General features: G+C 63.1%; 13 protein-coding genes and 1 tRNA gene. 4 read left to right on the top strand and 10 right to left on the bottom strand.

Annotated elements, in window-relative coordinates; genetic code table 11:
• Nucleotides 1-177: 177 nt before the first annotated feature.
• Nucleotides 178-588 carry a hypothetical protein gene (locus C7455_RS18600; protein ID WP_109670820.1) on the bottom strand — a complete coding sequence of 137 codons (411 nt, stop codon included), beginning with the start codon at nucleotides 586-588 and terminating at the stop codon, nucleotides 178-180.
• Nucleotides 589-747: 159 nt separating this feature from the next.
• On the bottom strand, nucleotides 748-1,503 hold the full coding sequence (locus tag C7455_RS18595) for a hypothetical protein (protein WP_146200050.1): 756 nt from the start codon (nucleotides 1,501-1,503) through the stop codon (nucleotides 748-750).
• 237 nt (nucleotides 1,504-1,740) lie between these two features.
• Between C7455_RS18595 and C7455_RS18590 the strand changes: the two genes are divergently transcribed.
• Nucleotides 1,741-3,507 carry an ATP-binding protein gene (locus C7455_RS18590; RefSeq protein WP_109670816.1) on the top strand — a complete coding sequence of 589 codons (1,767 nt, stop codon included), beginning with the start codon at nucleotides 1,741-1,743 and terminating at the stop codon, nucleotides 3,505-3,507.
• Between the two features lie 14 nt (nucleotides 3,508-3,521).
• Nucleotides 3,522-4,196, top strand: coding sequence for a response regulator transcription factor (locus C7455_RS18585; RefSeq protein WP_170119145.1), 675 nt, complete (start codon nucleotides 3,522-3,524; stop codon nucleotides 4,194-4,196).
• Nucleotides 4,197-4,661: 465 nt separating this feature from the next.
• Here the strand turns inward: C7455_RS18585 and C7455_RS18575 are convergent.
• The 6 genes from C7455_RS18575 to C7455_RS18550 form a co-directional block, all read right to left on the bottom strand.
• A tRNA-Glu gene (locus C7455_RS18575) sits at nucleotides 4,662-4,736 on the bottom strand.
• An 88-nt stretch (nucleotides 4,737-4,824) separates the two neighbouring features.
• Complete coding sequence (gene recJ / locus C7455_RS18570; protein WP_245904427.1) at nucleotides 4,825-6,594, bottom strand: single-stranded-DNA-specific exonuclease RecJ; 1,770 nt, start codon at nucleotides 6,592-6,594, stop codon at nucleotides 4,825-4,827.
• A 39-nt stretch (nucleotides 6,595-6,633) separates the two neighbouring features.
• Nucleotides 6,634-7,599: a class II fructose-bisphosphatase gene (gene glpX / locus C7455_RS18565; protein ID WP_109670809.1), complete on the bottom strand. Its 966-nt coding sequence runs from the start codon at nucleotides 7,597-7,599 to the stop codon at nucleotides 6,634-6,636.
• A gap of 75 nt (nucleotides 7,600-7,674) precedes the next feature.
• Nucleotides 7,675-8,364 (bottom strand): ceramidase domain-containing protein, encoded by a 690-nt coding sequence (locus C7455_RS18560; protein ID WP_109670806.1) that lies wholly within the window; start codon nucleotides 8,362-8,364, stop codon nucleotides 7,675-7,677.
• 6 nt (nucleotides 8,365-8,370) lie between these two features.
• Nucleotides 8,371-9,657: a homoserine dehydrogenase gene (locus C7455_RS18555; protein ID WP_109670804.1), complete on the bottom strand. Its 1,287-nt coding sequence runs from the start codon at nucleotides 9,655-9,657 to the stop codon at nucleotides 8,371-8,373.
• Between the two features lie 81 nt (nucleotides 9,658-9,738).
• Nucleotides 9,739-9,993: a hypothetical protein gene (locus tag C7455_RS18550; RefSeq protein ID WP_109670802.1), complete on the bottom strand. Its 255-nt coding sequence runs from the start codon at nucleotides 9,991-9,993 to the stop codon at nucleotides 9,739-9,741.
• 77 nt (nucleotides 9,994-10,070) lie between these two features.
• On the opposite strand from C7455_RS18550, the gene C7455_RS18545 reads away from it, so the two are divergent.
• Entirely contained in the window at nucleotides 10,071-10,658 is a 588-nt protein-coding gene (locus C7455_RS18545) for a TetR/AcrR family transcriptional regulator (RefSeq protein ID WP_109670800.1), read from the top strand.
• Nucleotides 10,659-10,808: 150 nt separating this feature from the next.
• Here the strand turns inward: C7455_RS18545 and C7455_RS18540 are convergent, their stop codons facing one another.
• Entirely contained in the window at nucleotides 10,809-11,852 is a 1,044-nt protein-coding gene (locus tag C7455_RS18540) for a fatty acid desaturase (protein WP_109670852.1), read from the bottom strand.
• A gap of 141 nt (nucleotides 11,853-11,993) precedes the next feature.
• Complete coding sequence (glyA, locus tag C7455_RS18535) at nucleotides 11,994-13,289, bottom strand: serine hydroxymethyltransferase (protein WP_109670798.1); 1,296 nt, start codon at nucleotides 13,287-13,289, stop codon at nucleotides 11,994-11,996.
• 195 nt (nucleotides 13,290-13,484) lie between these two features.
• On the opposite strand from glyA, the gene C7455_RS18530 reads away from it, so the two are divergent.
• Nucleotides 13,485-14,252: an NAD kinase gene (locus C7455_RS18530; protein WP_109670850.1), complete on the top strand. Its 768-nt coding sequence runs from the start codon at nucleotides 13,485-13,487 to the stop codon at nucleotides 14,250-14,252.
• Nucleotides 14,253-14,283 lie beyond the last annotated feature (31 nt).

The following is a 14,283-nucleotide window of genomic DNA, read 5'->3' as shown; positions in this document are numbered from 1 at the left end:
CGCCGACCAAAGAAACGAATAGACGCAGTGAAGCGATTCACTGCGTCCAAACAGCACTGCCAAGGTTGAGGACCTACCAACCGGTCAAGTAGACCGCTTCTGTGGCGATAGCCCACAAGCCCGGACAAACGCGGGGCCCCAAGGTCCCAAGCCTGAGACCTCGGGAGCAGTCACACGTCAGTGAGAAGCGTCCATGTCAACGCGGGTGTTTTCACCAACCTGCACAACGCCCGCGACCGAGCTGCTGAACACGAAGCTGTCCCCCGACGGAGCGACGAAGATGTTGAAGGCAGCACCGGACGCGTAGGAAACCGTACCCGAGCAATCGGCGTTCACGACATAGGTGGCGGTATCTTCCTCGATCGCGCCGTTTCCGGAGACGCTGACCTGGGACCGAACATTTCCAGCGCCGTCATAGGTCTCCTGACCGACCTCGGCGTAAGCTGCTCCGGCCTCATCAGCGCCCTGCAGCCAGTAAGTGTAATGGCCCGTCAGAGTTGCGACCGAACACTCAGACGCAACAGCTGCGCTGACCGACATCATTGTGACCACAGACGCGCCACAGAGGGCAGCGAATTTATTCATCATTGGTATTCTCCGTATTTTCTGGTTTGGTTAATCAGGCGCCGTATCGGACATTAGCCAAATCTATTTCCGACGCCCTTTTCATGCACCATCACAAGGATGCCGTTTGTTTAGACGCAGCGGGTGGCCCGCTGCGTCCAAACAGACCTTCAGCCCAGCAGATCAGTTGCTGTGCTCAAGCATTTCGATCAGTTCGACCATCTCAGTGGTGTTGTGTGCATCCGTGATGGCGTCATGCGCATGTTCAGACGAGCCATCCAGATCGTGAAGCGTGTGCTCAGCGGCCCAGCCCGCATCGTCGGCGGATTCGGCGGCAGCCAGTGCGGCTTCGATTGCGGTGTGCGCAGCATCACCTTCAGCGGCGGCCACGGCTTCGGCAGCTGCGAGCGCCGCTTCAACCGCGACATGAGCAGCTTCGGTAGCATCTTGTGCAACTTCCGCGTCCGTGTCGGCGTGACCGGCTTCCTTGTCGGCATGGGCCAGTTCGGCAGACGCAGCGAGCAGGTGGACGTCGTCAGCATCAGCAGCAAGTGCCGCTGCGTTCGCGGCAACAGCCTGCTCTACCAGCATGTGCGCCTCTTCGGCAAAGCTATGGGCAGCAGCCGCGCTGGCGGCAACCGCTTCGCTCAGCTCGTGTGCAGCCGTCAGCGCAAGAACGGCATCAACCATCTCGTCCTTTGCTGCAGCAGTGTCACCAGCTTCCGCCAGCTCATGTGCATCCTCGATCATCACGATGGCTTGGTCGATCATGTTGTTCATCAGATCGATCGCAGCATCTGTTGTCTCAGCCAGAAGATGAGCGTGCTCGCTGGCTTCATCGGCATGCTCAATCAGGTCGTGCGCGGTATCGGCCAGTGCAGTTCCAGCAGCAAGGATTGCGATCGCGCTGACCGCACCCAGCATCATCTTTTTCGACAAGTTATATTCCCTTCCATGGAATATTCAGGTTGTGTTTTTTTTGAACCGACTTACCGATCCACCGCGGACGCCGTAGCACAAGCCCATTTTCGAAACCCAACACAACCCAATGCTTCGAGGCCTCTGGAAGTTTAAATGAAGCCCATCGCGTTTATCTTTCAGGTGGCATTTTTCCAACTTTGGTTTGTTTCCGAGTCCTTGGCTGAAGATCATTCGATCTTTAGGTAATTATATTGGGTGGGTGGTCCGCACCGCGCTTCCCTCGCAGAGGCTCAGCAAGCCACCTTTACCGAGTTCGAAGGTTCGATTGCGTTGGGCTACTCACGAGATGAACTTTGGGTAATGTTGACCATCACGGGGCAGTCAGAGGATGGTGAAATTGCCATTGTCGTGGAGCCAGCGTTCCTGCGGCGAATAGAGCTCTACGACCCGGCAATGAACGGTATGAATGCGCCACCAGCGCTGAGTGGCCGGGACGCGGCCATTGAAGTCGGGAACCATGTGGGTCTTTACAGTGGCTTCATTATTCCGTCGTCCCGATACACGCGCAACGTCTATTTGCGATTGAGGACAACCACCAGCTTAACCGTAGATGTGTCTGTCATGTCAGCTGATATGGCAAAAAGGAACAGTTTTGTGCAGGGCGGCTTGGTCGCCGCGTATATTGCATTCTTGCTGAGTTTCGGTGCGTGGGGCCTGATGGCATGGGCCATTCGGCGTGATGGTTTGTTTGGTCTCTTTGCGCTAAGGCAGCTGTTCTCTGCAGCTCACATATTCGTCTACTTCGGATCGCTTCGCTTTTTCTCTTCTGGTTTTCTCAGTCCTGATGCTCGGGACCTGATCTATGTTTTCGTCTGTTGTAGCATCGCATCGGTCGCTGGGATCTTTGATGTAAGATTGATTTCAGAGCTTGGTGGTTGGCGCTGGTTGAGAAAAGCAATCTACGTCTTGCTCTGCCTGCCCGCTGTGACGCTGCCCCTTGCTATTGCGGGTCATGTCCAGACATCCTTGCAAATGTCGGCTCTGTTGATAAATGTTCAGCTTTTGATGATGGTTCTCCTGACATTGAGCGCGGAAGGCGACCGGTCAAAAGAATTAGGCCGTCGGTCGCTATGGCTTATTCGTTGCGGTTATTTTGTCATGGCCATGGTGGTCGTTGCTCCACTCCTCATGTACCTGAACATCCTCAGTACCAGTGTTCCGCTTTTCAAGATGATGTTCGTACATGCGATCATTTCCACCATCATTCTGTCTGGGCTGCTGCTGATACGAAACCGCCAACGTGACTTGGCGGAGCAGGAGGCAAGGGTTCTGTTGAGCATGAAAGACGCCGAACTGCGCGAAGAAAGCAGGCGCCGCCTAGCGAAAGAAGGCTTTCTGTCGATGCTCACGCACGAGCTGCGTAACCCGTTGAGTGTCATTCAGCTGCTGTCGAGCAGCGAAAAAGAAGGCGACAAGACATTGCGGCAAGCAGCTAGCGACATGGCGAATGTCATTGCCCGTGTCGAGCAAAGTGAGCGGATCGATGGTGGGCAGATACATGTAGAGCAGTCGTATTTTGATATGGCCGCACTGGTTGCGCAAGTCGTCCAATCGCATGCCCTTAATGGCCGAGTTTTTATTGAAAATTCAGGCGCACAAATGATCCTCACTGATCCGCGCTTGATGCAGCACGTGTTCGAAAACCTTTTGGATAATGCAACCAAGTACAGTGCAAAAGACACTGTTGTCCGCGTCGAGGTGTCCGGTGCCGCTCTGGGTGATCGAGTGGGTGTTGTCGTGCGGGTATCAAACGTCATCGGCGACGTTGGCGCTCCGGACCCGAACCTCGTTTTCACAAAGTACTACCGGTCCAAGCGTGCCCATCGGAATCCAGGTTCCGGACTTGGCCTTTTTCTTGTGGACAGATGGGTTACGGCACTTGGTGGAATTGTGGATTTCCTGGTTTCCGGCGAAATCGAAGGCATGCAGACAGCCACATTCAGTGTCTGGCTGCCGCAATGAGATCACTACGCATCATGGTCATTGAAGATTACGACGCCTTGCGTGAAACAATGTGCAATGTTTTGCAGCAGGACGGCCATGAGGTGTGCGGCGTAGCAATGGCTGAAGACGTGGATGACACGCCCGTTGGCTTCGTGCCAGATTTGTACATCATCGATCTTGGTTTGCCAGGAGAGGACGGCATCAGTTTGGCAACGCGCATCCGCCGATCTGAACCGAGCGTTGGCATCGTTATCGTTTCTGCGCGTAATGAAGTCACTGATCGCATTGGTGGCTACTTTTCCGGCGCCAACATATATTTGACAAAACCGGTTTACTTGGATGAGCTCCGGTCCGTCGTAGCTGGGTTCGCGCAGCGCCTGGTCGAGGTCGAAAGGGGAAAGGAAGGTTCATTTCATTTGCATCCGTTGAGAATGCAGGTGTCAGGGCCGAAAGCCTCAACGCGGGTCACGCAAGCGGAACAGGTTCTCCTTGCGGCCTTCGCCCGGGCGGCACAGCAAAGCCTCGAACACTGGCAAGTTGCAGCTCATTTTGGCCAAGGCGAGGACTTGTCCAAGGAAAATCTCGAAGTGAAACTCGGTCGACTGCGCAAGAAACTGCTCGCCTGTGGTGCGCCTGCTCCGGCAATTCAATCAATCCGTGGCGTCGGCTATCGGCTGTGTGTTCCGGTTCTTGTGATGAACGAATAGAATATCAAGCGTAATGATTTCGGCTGGGGGATTACCCGATGACCGGATGATGCGCGGCATCCTACCTTGCGTCCTGCAGGTCGGGACTAAGGCCTATCTGGCCATGACGCGCATGTGCAGCACCGGGTCGCCGCGCTCAGATGTGGTCAGGATGGGGTGGGGCGATGTTTCCCATGGCGTGATCCGGGTCCTTCAGCAAAATACGGCAACCGTGCTGATGATCCCCATCAGCCCGGCGCCCGGCCGAGGCGCAATGCACCCTCCACGTAATCAAGACGATCACCGGCGACAAGATCGACGCAGAGCGACGCCTTTACACGGCGAAGGTCGACCAAGTTCTGCTGGCTCACGGCGCGGTGGAAAAGCTGAAATACACCGCCATCACCCCGAAACCTGCCTACCGGCGCTGAGACGTAAGCAAGCACGAGGACAAAGCCCATGCTTCCTAACATCTTGGCGGAAAAGTGGCAGCCCGTAGGGGAGTCGAACCCCTCTTTTCAGGTTGAAAACCTGACGTCCTAACCGATAGACGAACGGGCCACACATGGCGTGAGGGGCTTCTAGAAAAACGCGACGCGGGGTTCAAGCGGATTCTTTCCCCTTCGGCCGGAAACAGGCGCTGACCCCCTCACTCGGCCCAAGCGACGTCGTCAAGGCGCAGCTGCACGCTTTGGCGTCCGTTCCAATGGTTGACCTCGATCCGGCCCGCGACATGGACGGCGCGCCCGGCGTGGCCCTGCAGCGCCGCGTCAAGGCCACTGCTGCCCGCGTTGAAACAGATCGCGTCCAAGGTCACCCCGCCATCCGACAAGGTCAGCTTCAAATGGCCGTCGCCGACCGGTCGCAAATGCCGGATGCGCAAGGCAGGCAGGGCAAAGCGTGGGGCAGGGGCGGCGGCACCGAAAGGCCCTGCCTCGTCCAGCTGCTCGATCAGCTCGACGGTGCAGGCGGCGGGCATCAACATGCCATCGAGGCGCAGCTCGCCCGGCCCGTGCGCGCCCGCACCCTGCCTAGCCAGAAGTTCGGTCAGGCGCGCCATGGCCGGGCCCAGTTGCGCGCGCGTCAGGCTGAGGCCAGCGGCCATCTTGTGGCCGCCGCCCTTTTCGATCAGCCCCTCAGCCGCCAGCCGCTGGATCGCGGCCCCCAGATCCACGCCCGTGACCGACCGGCCCGAGCCCTTGCCCGCATCGCCGTCAAAGCCGATCACGACCGCGGGGCGGTGCGTCACCTCCTTCAGGCGGGCGGCGACGATTCCGACGACACCGGGGTGCCAGCCATCCTCGGCGGCCCAGACCAGCGCGGCCTCGAGGCCACGCGCCTCGGCCTGGGCCAGAGCGGCTTCGCGTACGCGGCCCTCAATCTCGCGGCGGTCGGTGTTGAGGTCGTCGAGCCGCTTGGCCATCGCGGCGGCCTCTGCAGGGTCGGTCGTGGCGAGCAGTCGCGCGCCCAGATCCGCCGCCCCGATCCGCCCGCCCGCATTGACCCGTGGCCCGAGAACAAAGCCCAGATGGTAGCTGGTTGGCGGCCGGTCGAGCCGCGCGACATCCCCCAGCGCCACCAGACCCGGCCTTGCGCGACGAGCCATGACCTTGAGCCCTTGTCGCACGAAGGCGCGGTTGAGGCCCGTCAGCGGCGCCACATCGGCCACGGTCGCCAATGCCACCAGATCCAGCATCGCGATCAGGTCAGGGCCTTTCCGGCCCGCCTCGCGCAGCCGTCTGTTCGCCTCGACCAACAGCAAGAACACCACACCGGCGGCACACAGATGTGCAAGGCTGCCATCCTCGTCCTGCCGGTTGGGGTTCACCACAGCGACACAGTCCGGCAGGGTCGCGCCTGCAAGGTGGTGGTCGAGCACGATCACCTCTGCCCCTGCCGCCGCCGCGATGGGGCCATGGGACAGCGTTCCGCAATCGACGCAGATGATCAGGTCATGCTCCCGGGCCAGCGCAGCCATGGCGGGCTCATTGGGGCCATAGCCCTCGTCGATCCTGTCGGGAATATAAAGCGTGGCCGGGCGACCCAACGCGCGCAACCAGTCGATCAGCAGCGCGGCGGATGCGCCCCCGTCGACATCGTAATCGGCGAAGATTGCGATCCTTTCGCGCCGCTCCAGCGCTGCGATCACGCGGGCGGCGGCGGTGTCCATGTCCTTCAGGTGGCGCGGGTCGGGCATCAGGTCGCGCAGGGCAGGGGCCAGAAAGCCCGCAGCGGCCTCGGGGGTGACACCGCGCCGCGCCAGCACCTGCGCCAGCGCGCCCTCAAGCCCCGCGCGCTGTTCCAGCGCACCGGCAAGACGTGCGGTCTCGGGGTCCGGGCCGACCCAGCGGCGTCCGGTCAGGGATCGCGTGACCCCCAGAAAACCGAGGCCGTTTTCCATATGTTGGGGCAGGGACATCCGCGCCACACTACAGGCAGCGCGACCACCCTGTCACGCTCATTTCGTCGGGTTGCGATAGGTCATCCGCCGCACCGATCCCGTCTTGGAGCGCATCAAGATCGTCTCGGCGGTCAGATACCCCACCTCGCGCTTGATGCCGGGCAGGATGGAGCCGTCCGTGACGCCGGTGGCGGCAAAGATCACGTCCTTGGTCACCATGTCGTCACGGGTGTAGACGCGGTCTAGATTGGTGATCCCAGCCTTCTTCGCGCGGCTCTTTTCGTCGTCGTTGCGGAACAAGAGACGCCCGAACATCTGCCCGCCCATGCATTTGAGCGCGGCCGCCGCCAGCACCCCTTCGGGCGCGCCGCCCGATCCCATGTACATGTCGATGCCCGTCACGGCCGTTTCGGCGCAATGGATCACGCCCGCCACATCACCATCGGTGATCAGCCGGATCGCGCAGCCGGTGGTGCGCAGTTCCTCGATCATGGTCTCGTGGCGGGGGCGTTCCAGCACGCACACGGTGATGTCGCGCGTCGAACAGCCCTGTGCGGCGGCCAGTGCCGAAACGCGTTCGGAGGGCGTCATGTCCAGCGTCACGACACCGGGGCGGTACCCCGGCCCGATCGCCAGCTTGTCCATGTAGACATCGGGCGCGTGCAGCATCGACCCGCGCGGCCCCATGGCGATGACGGTCAGCGCATTGGGCATGTCCTTGGCGGTCAGCGTCGTGCCCTCAAGCGGGTCGAGCGCGATGTCGACCTCGGGGCCGGTGCCGTCACCCACCTGCTCGCCGATATAGAGCATAGGGGCCTCGTCGCGCTCGCCCTCGCCAATCACGACGGTGCCGCGGATCTCCAGCTTGTTGAGCTGATCGCGCATTGCGTTCACGGCGGCCTGATCGGCGGCCTTCTCGTCACCACGCCCGATGAAATCGGCGGAGGCAAGGGCCGCAGCCTCGGACACACGGGCAAGGCCCAAGGACAGCATGCGGTCATTGAAATCGGCGGGGTGCGTCATGGGAATGCGGCCTTGGGCAAATTGCGGTTGGCGCAGGTCTAGCGATCCTGCCCCGTGGCGTCCAGCATGGGGGCGCTAACGTGCGCGGGGCAGGTCGGCGGTGCGCAAGAACATCTGAAGCAGCAGCCCGATCACCAGCCCGTTCAGCAGATGCCACAGGAAATGCGTGCCAAGCGGGAGGGCTTCGCAGATATCCCGGTCAAAGGTCCGGAAGGTCAGGGACATAAGGAACACCCCTGTCGCTGCCGCGATCCAGTTGGCGGATGGATGCCCACGCCAGCGTGTGAGGATCGCAAAGACCACCAGCGCCAGCAACGCCGGCGCGTATTGCCCCGATCCGTTCAACGGGTCGGGCGCGGTTGCGGGGTCTGTCCCCCCGGTCATGTTCAGCAACGTCGCGGTCAGCACCCCGGCAGCGATCACCAGCCCCGAGACCAACGCCACGCGCCCGGGCGGCATGCCCATGAGATACCGCATGGCCGCCAGCACGAAGACCGCGACAAAGGTCCAGATCGGTGCCACATCGGCCAATGCCGCCCAGACGGTCGCATGGGTGTGGAACAGGAACGACCCGACCCCGATCAATCCCGCCAGCACGATGAGCAGCCACGCGACCGGATGCATCACGCCCAACCGCCGCGCCGTCACTGCGCCCCAGATCGCGGCGAGCACGAACGCCGCATTGGTCAGCGCATTTACCGGCTCGGCCCAGAAATCGGGCGACAACCGCTCGCAGTAGATGTCGATGGTTGCGGTCCAGTCCATGCGGACTCAGACCTCCTCGATCCTCAACGCCACGGGCGCGCCGTTCAAGACACCGGTGCCCGGCAGAGCGGCCAGCGCCGTGTCAAGGTTTGGGCGCGCGGTCTTGTGGGTCACGATCAGCACGGGCGCATTGGCACCGGGGTGATCATACTGCCGCATCCGGTCGATGGAAATCCCGGCCTCACCCAGCACGGTCGCCACCTTGGCCAGCGCGCCGGGCTTGTCGGCCAGTTCCATCCGCAGGTAATAGCACGCCGGGCTGGCGGCAGAGGCTGGGGCGGCATCATCGAGCGACGTGGCAGGCCGCCCGAAGGTCGGCACGCGGATGCCGCGGGCGATGTCGCAGACGTCCGACATGACCGCGCTGGCCGTGGGCCCTTCGCCCGCGCCGGCACCCCGGAGCACGATCTGGCCCACGCTGTCGCCCTCGATCACCACCATGTTGGTCCCGCCCTCAAGCTGGCCCAAAGGCGAGGTCGCGGGGACAAGGCAGGGCGACATCCGCTGCTCCAGCCCCCGGCCGGTCATTTGCGCCACGCCCAAGAGCTTGATCTTGTAACCCATGTCGCCCGCGCGGCGGATATCCTCGATGGTGATGGACCCGATCCCCTCCAGCTGGATCGCGTCGAAATTCACCTTCGCGCCATAGGCGATGGCTGCCAGCAGCGTCAGCTTGTGCGCCGCGTCGATGCCGCCCACGTCCAGCGTCGGATCAGCCTCCAGATAGCCCAAACCATCGGCCTCGGCGAAGGCCTCTTCATAACTCAGGCCCGCGCTGTCCATCCGGGTCAGAATGTAGTTGCAGGTGCCGTTCATCACCCCCATGACACGCCCGATGGCATTGCCCGCCAACCCCTCGGTCAGCGCCTTGATGACGGGGATGCCACCTGCCACAGCCGCCTCGAAACGCAACACCAGCCCCTTGGCCTCGGCGGCCTCGGCCAGTGCCTGCCCGTGCAGCGCCAGCATTGCCTTGTTGGCGGTGACCACGTCCTTGCCCGCGGCGATGGCGGCCTCGGTCGCGGCCTTGGCCGGGCCGTCCGACCCGCCCATCAGCTCGACAAAGACGTCGACATCCGCCCGCCGCGCCAACGCCACCGGATCATCCTCCCACGCGTATCGGGACAGGTTCACGCCGCGATCCTTGCCCTTCGACCGGGCCGAAACGGCGGTAATCTCGACCGGCCGCCCGCAGCGCTGCGCGAGCAGGTTCGCCTGCCGTTGCACGATCTTGACGACACCCACGCCGACAGTGCCAAGCCCGGCGATGCCAAGGCGCAGGGGATCAGTCATGGGTAATGTCCTCCGGAACGGGTCAGGGCGCTTTCATGCACCTGTTAGCGCCTTCCCGACAGCCCTGCAACGCGGGCAGGCCTAAAGCGCCATCTGCCGCAACAGCGCCGCGCGCCGCCGCAGATCCGCCGCGCGTGCCTCGAGGGTCTGCCCCTCGCGCTCGGCGCTGCGCGGCACCAGCGCGTCGGCACCTTGCAACAATGGCCCGAGCGGCACCAGCGCCGGGAAATCCGCTGCATGCCCCTCGGCGCTGATCCGGCTGGCCAGATCTGGGCGCGACGGGCCGCAAGCGGTCAGTCCGGCCAAAGCGACAAGGAGGACAAGACGCAACATCATGTCCCGAGTGCTACCGTCTGCAGGGCGGGCCTGTCCATCCCGGTTGAATTGAACACCCGTTCAGATAATCTGACCCCATGGCACGCAAACAGGGCAGCCACGCCGAGATCACCGGGCCGCGTTTGCGGCAGGCCGCGCTGCGGCTTTTCGCGCGCCATGGCTTTGCCGCCGTGTCGATGCGCCAGATCGCGGCGGAGGTCGGGGTGCAGGCGGGCGCGCTTTACCTCTACACCGCCGACAAGCAGGCGCTGCTCTTCGATCTGATGCGCGACCACCTCGAGGATCTGCTGGCCGATTGGTCGCCCCCCGATGCCCCGGCCGAGCGGCAACTCGAAAGCTTCGTGCGCCACCACATCCGCTACCACCTCGACCGGCCCGATCTGGTGTTCATCGCCTATATGGAGTTGCGCAACCTCGACCCGGCCAATTTTGCGGTTATCGAGCGGCTGCGCCGCGACTATGAAGATCAGCTCGAGGCGATCTTGAAGCGCGGTCAGGCTCAAGGCGTCTTTGAGGTCCCCGATACCAAGCTCGCCACGCTGGCGCTGATTGCCATGCTGACGGGCGTGACCACATGGTACCGCGAGGGCGGACGGCTCGACCGGGCAGCGGTCGAGGATCACTATTGGCGGATGGCCTGCAAGGCGGTCGCCGCCGCACGCTGATCCGTCGGCGCCGCGCCCGTGGCACATGCGGGAGCCTCCGGCGGGGATATTTGGAAAACAGAGAAGCGAAAGCCCTGATGCCCCTTCTCTGTTTCGAAAATATCCCGGGGGGAGGCGCGCACAGCGCGACGGGGGGGCAGCGCCCCCCTGTCAGGCGTTGGCCACAGACACGGCGTCCGGCGGGCGCGGGAACGGGACCAAGCGCCCCTGATCCTCGTCCCAGAGCTTGAGCGTGAAGGACCGGAACGCCTCGCGCCAGCCGATGGTCTGTACCTCGTAGCGCTCGCGCAGCGCCCTATGGCAGGCGCGCAGCCGGTAGCTGGGGATGTTGGCGTTGAAATGGTGGATGTCATGATAGGTGATGTTGGCCACCGCAAGATCGAACCACCAGCCCAGATCCAGCGCCGAGGAGCCCTGCAGCGCTGCGCGCGCGGGGTTCAGGTCGGGCTTTCGATCCCACCATGTGTCTTCGAAATTGTGCTGCAGGTAGACGAGGAACACGCCGATGCAGCCCGCGACAAAGACCGTTCCCATATAGATGATCAGCCCCGGCACGCCTGCGGCCCACCAAAGGAACCCAACCCAGACCAGCAGCCCGAGGTTGTGCAAGATCACGCCCCTGGGGTCCACGGCGCCTGCATTCTTGGGCCAGCGATAGGCCAGAGCATAGGTGAAGAGGCCCCCCACGGGAATGAGGATCAACGGGTTGCGGTAGAGCCTGTACCACAGGCGCTTCCATCGTCCCGCGGCCTCCCATTCCCGGACTGTCAGCGTGAGGATCTCGGTCGTGTCGCGCTCGTCGAGATTGCCAAGATGGGAATGGTGGTCGTTGTGGTTGGATTGCATGACCCGGTAGGGCGTCAGTGTGAAGACGCTGAGCCCGAAGCCCGCGCGATCATTTCGCAGCTTGGTGGAAAACAGCGAGCCGTGCCCGCAATCATGTTGCAGCACGTAAAGCCGCACGCCCGCCAATGCGTTGACGACGATCAGCGGCCCGACCAACCACCAGACCTGCCAGGCCTGCACCGCCAGCCAAAGCGTCAGGAAATAGGCGGCAAAGGTGCCGAAATAGCTGACGGCGGCCAGCCGGTCATCCCGCGCTGTCCATTGCCGTGTGAAGGCCCGGATTTCGCGCTCGGCCTCGGCACGGTAGCCGGGCGTGATCTCGGGGCGGGAGGATGAAGCAGCCTGCATCTTTCCGGTCTCGATCAGATGTTTATGGGTTGGGGGCAGCAAATCCCACCACAGATAAGCCCCCCGACGCGGCCTGCAAGGTGCCATGCGCGACGGGGGGCTGCAAGATGTTCAAACGGGCCAATGGCCCCTATCGGCGGATCAGAGCGCGGGGTAGATCGGGAAGCGTTCGCACAGCGCCTCGACCTCGGCGCGGACCTGCGCCTCGACCTCCGCATTGCCGCCCTCGCCGTTTGCCGCAAGGCCATCAACCACGCGCGTGATCCAGTCGCCGATCTGGCGGAACTCGGGCTCGCCGAAGCCGCGGGTGGTGCCCGCCGGGCTGCCCAGACGGATGCCACTGGTGATCGTGGGCTTTTCGGTGTCGAAGGGGATGCCGTTCTTGTTGCAGGTGATGTGCGCGCGCCCCAGCGCCTGTTCGGTGGCGTTGCCCTTGACGCCCTTGGGCCGCAGGTCGACCAGCATCAGGTGGGTATCGGTGCCGCCCGTGACGATATCGAGCCCGCCCTTCATCAGCTGGTCGGCCAATCCTTGGGCGTTGCGGATCACTTGGCGCTGATACTCCTTGAACTCGGGGCGCAGCGCCTCGCCGAAGGCCACGGCCTTGGCGGCGATGACATGCATGAGGGGCCCGCCCTGAATGCCCGGAAAGATGGCAGAGTTGATCTTTTTGGCGATCCCCTCGTCATCGGTCAGAATCATGCCGCCGCGCGGGCCGCGGAGTGTCTTGTGCGTGGTCGTGGTGGCGACATGGGCGTGCGGGAAGGGCGAGGGGTAATGTCCCGAGGCGACCAGGCCCGCGAAATGCGCCATGTCGACCAGCAGATAGGCGCCCACGCTGTCGGCGATCTCGCGCATCTTGGCGAAATCGAGGATGCGCGGAATGGCCGAGCCGCCCGCGATCAGCATCTTGGGCTGGTGTTCCACTGCCAGCGCGGCGATCTGGTCATAGTCGACCGCCAGATCCTGCTGGCGCACGCCATACTGGACAGCGTTGAACCATTTGCCCGACTGGTTCGGCTTTGCCCCGTGGGTCAGGTGACCGCCCGCGTCGAGGCTCATGCCGAGGATCGTGTCGCCGGGCTGCAATAGCGCGGTGAACACGCCCTGATTGGCTTGGCTTCCCGAATTGGGCTGCACATTGGCGAAACCGACGTTGAATAGCTGCTTGGCACGGTCGATCGCCAGTTCCTCGGCGATGTCGACGAACTGACAGCCGCCGTAGTAGCGACGGCCCGGATAGCCCTCGGCGTATTTGTTGGTCATCACCGAACCCTGCGCCTCCATCACGGCGGCGGAGACGATGTTCTCGGATGCGATCAGCTCTATCTCGTGGCGCTGGCGGCCAAGTTCCTTGCGGATGGCGCCAAAGATCTCGGGATCGCGGGTTTCGAGGCTTTCGGTGAAGAAACCGGCGTCACGATGGGGGGCGTTCATGGGCGAACCTCCTGAAGGGCAGCGATGGGGCTTTGGATCACATTTAGCGCGCCATTTACGGGATGAAAGCGGCCCGGGAAAGGGCGCAAAGCAGCGCGGGCGGGTCGGAAAGCCATGTCTGCGTCGCCGATCAAGGATTGAGTTTCCGATCCGCGCGCGCAAGGGTGCCCCCAAGACCGTCACAAGGGGGGCATGATGCCTGCGGCGCGCAACATCGCCTTTCTCGCATCCGATACTGCCCTCTCGCAGGAGGCCAAGACGCGGCTGGAGGCGCGCTATGGCGCCCATGAACCGGCGGATGCCGATGTGATCGTGGCGCTGGGCGGTGACGGCTTCATGCTCCAGACGCTGCATGCCACGCAGGCCTTGGGCGCGCCGGTCTACGGCATGAACCGGGGCACCGTCGGTTTCTTGATGAACGCCTATCAAGAAGACGGGCTGATCGCCCGGCTGGAAGCCGCAGAGGAGGCGGTGATCAACCCGCTGCACATGACGGCGCAGACGGTCTCGGGCGAGGTGGTCGAGGCGCTTGCGATCAACGAGGTCAGCTTGCTGCGCGCGGGTCCGCAGGCGGCCAAGCTCAAGATCCATGTCGACGGGCGCATGCGGATGGAGGAGTTGATCTGCGATGGGGCGCTGGTCTGCACACCGGCGGGGTCGACCGCCTATAACTATTCCGCCCACGGTCCGATCCTGCCGATTGACGCCGATGTGCTGGCGGTGACGGCGGTGGCGGCCTTCCGGCCCCGGCGCTGGCGCGGTGCGCTGCTGCCCAAATCCGCCGTGGTCCGCATCGAGGTGGGCGAGGCCGGCAAGCGACCGGTGATGGCCGATGCCGACAGCCGGTCGGTGGGCAATGTCGTCTCGGTCGAGATCCGGTCGGAGCCCGCGGTATCCCACCGCATCCTTTTCGATCCCGGCCACGGTCTGGAAGAGCGTCTTTTGCGCGAGCAGTTCACCTGAGCCACGCGGCGATGCGCCGCGTTTTGACGGC

It is taken from the genome of Roseicyclus mahoneyensis, from assembly GCF_003148775.1.
Classification (GTDB): domain Bacteria; phylum Pseudomonadota; class Alphaproteobacteria; order Rhodobacterales; family Rhodobacteraceae; genus Roseicyclus; species Roseicyclus mahoneyensis.
This window is presented reverse-complemented; position numbering and strand designations above follow the sequence as displayed.

Coding starts and splice junctions, on each gene's coding strand:
- C7455_RS18600 (WP_109670820.1), bottom strand. CDS start 588: ATGATGAATAAATTCGCTGCCCTCTGTGGCGCGTCTGTGGTCACAATG.
- C7455_RS18585 (WP_170119145.1), top strand. CDS start 3,522: ATGGTCATTGAAGATTACGACGCCTTGCGTGAAACAATGTGCAATGTT.
- recJ (WP_245904427.1), bottom strand. CDS start 6,594: ATGTCCCTGCCCCAACATATGGAAAACGGCCTCGGTTTTCTGGGGGTC.
- glpX (WP_109670809.1), bottom strand. CDS start 7,599: ATGACGCACCCCGCCGATTTCAATGACCGCATGCTGTCCTTGGGCCTT.
- C7455_RS18560 (WP_109670806.1), bottom strand. CDS start 8,364: ATGGACTGGACCGCAACCATCGACATCTACTGCGAGCGGTTGTCGCCC.
- C7455_RS18555 (WP_109670804.1), bottom strand. CDS start 9,657: ATGACTGATCCCCTGCGCCTTGGCATCGCCGGGCTTGGCACTGTCGGC.
- C7455_RS18550 (WP_109670802.1), bottom strand. CDS start 9,993: ATGATGTTGCGTCTTGTCCTCCTTGTCGCTTTGGCCGGACTGACCGCT.
- C7455_RS18545 (WP_109670800.1), top strand. CDS start 10,071: ATGGCACGCAAACAGGGCAGCCACGCCGAGATCACCGGGCCGCGTTTG.
- C7455_RS18540 (WP_109670852.1), bottom strand. CDS start 11,852: ATGCAGGCTGCTTCATCCTCCCGCCCCGAGATCACGCCCGGCTACCGT.
- glyA (WP_109670798.1), bottom strand. CDS start 13,289: ATGAACGCCCCCCATCGTGACGCCGGTTTCTTCACCGAAAGCCTCGAA.
- C7455_RS18530 (WP_109670850.1), top strand. CDS start 13,485: ATGCCTGCGGCGCGCAACATCGCCTTTCTCGCATCCGATACTGCCCTC.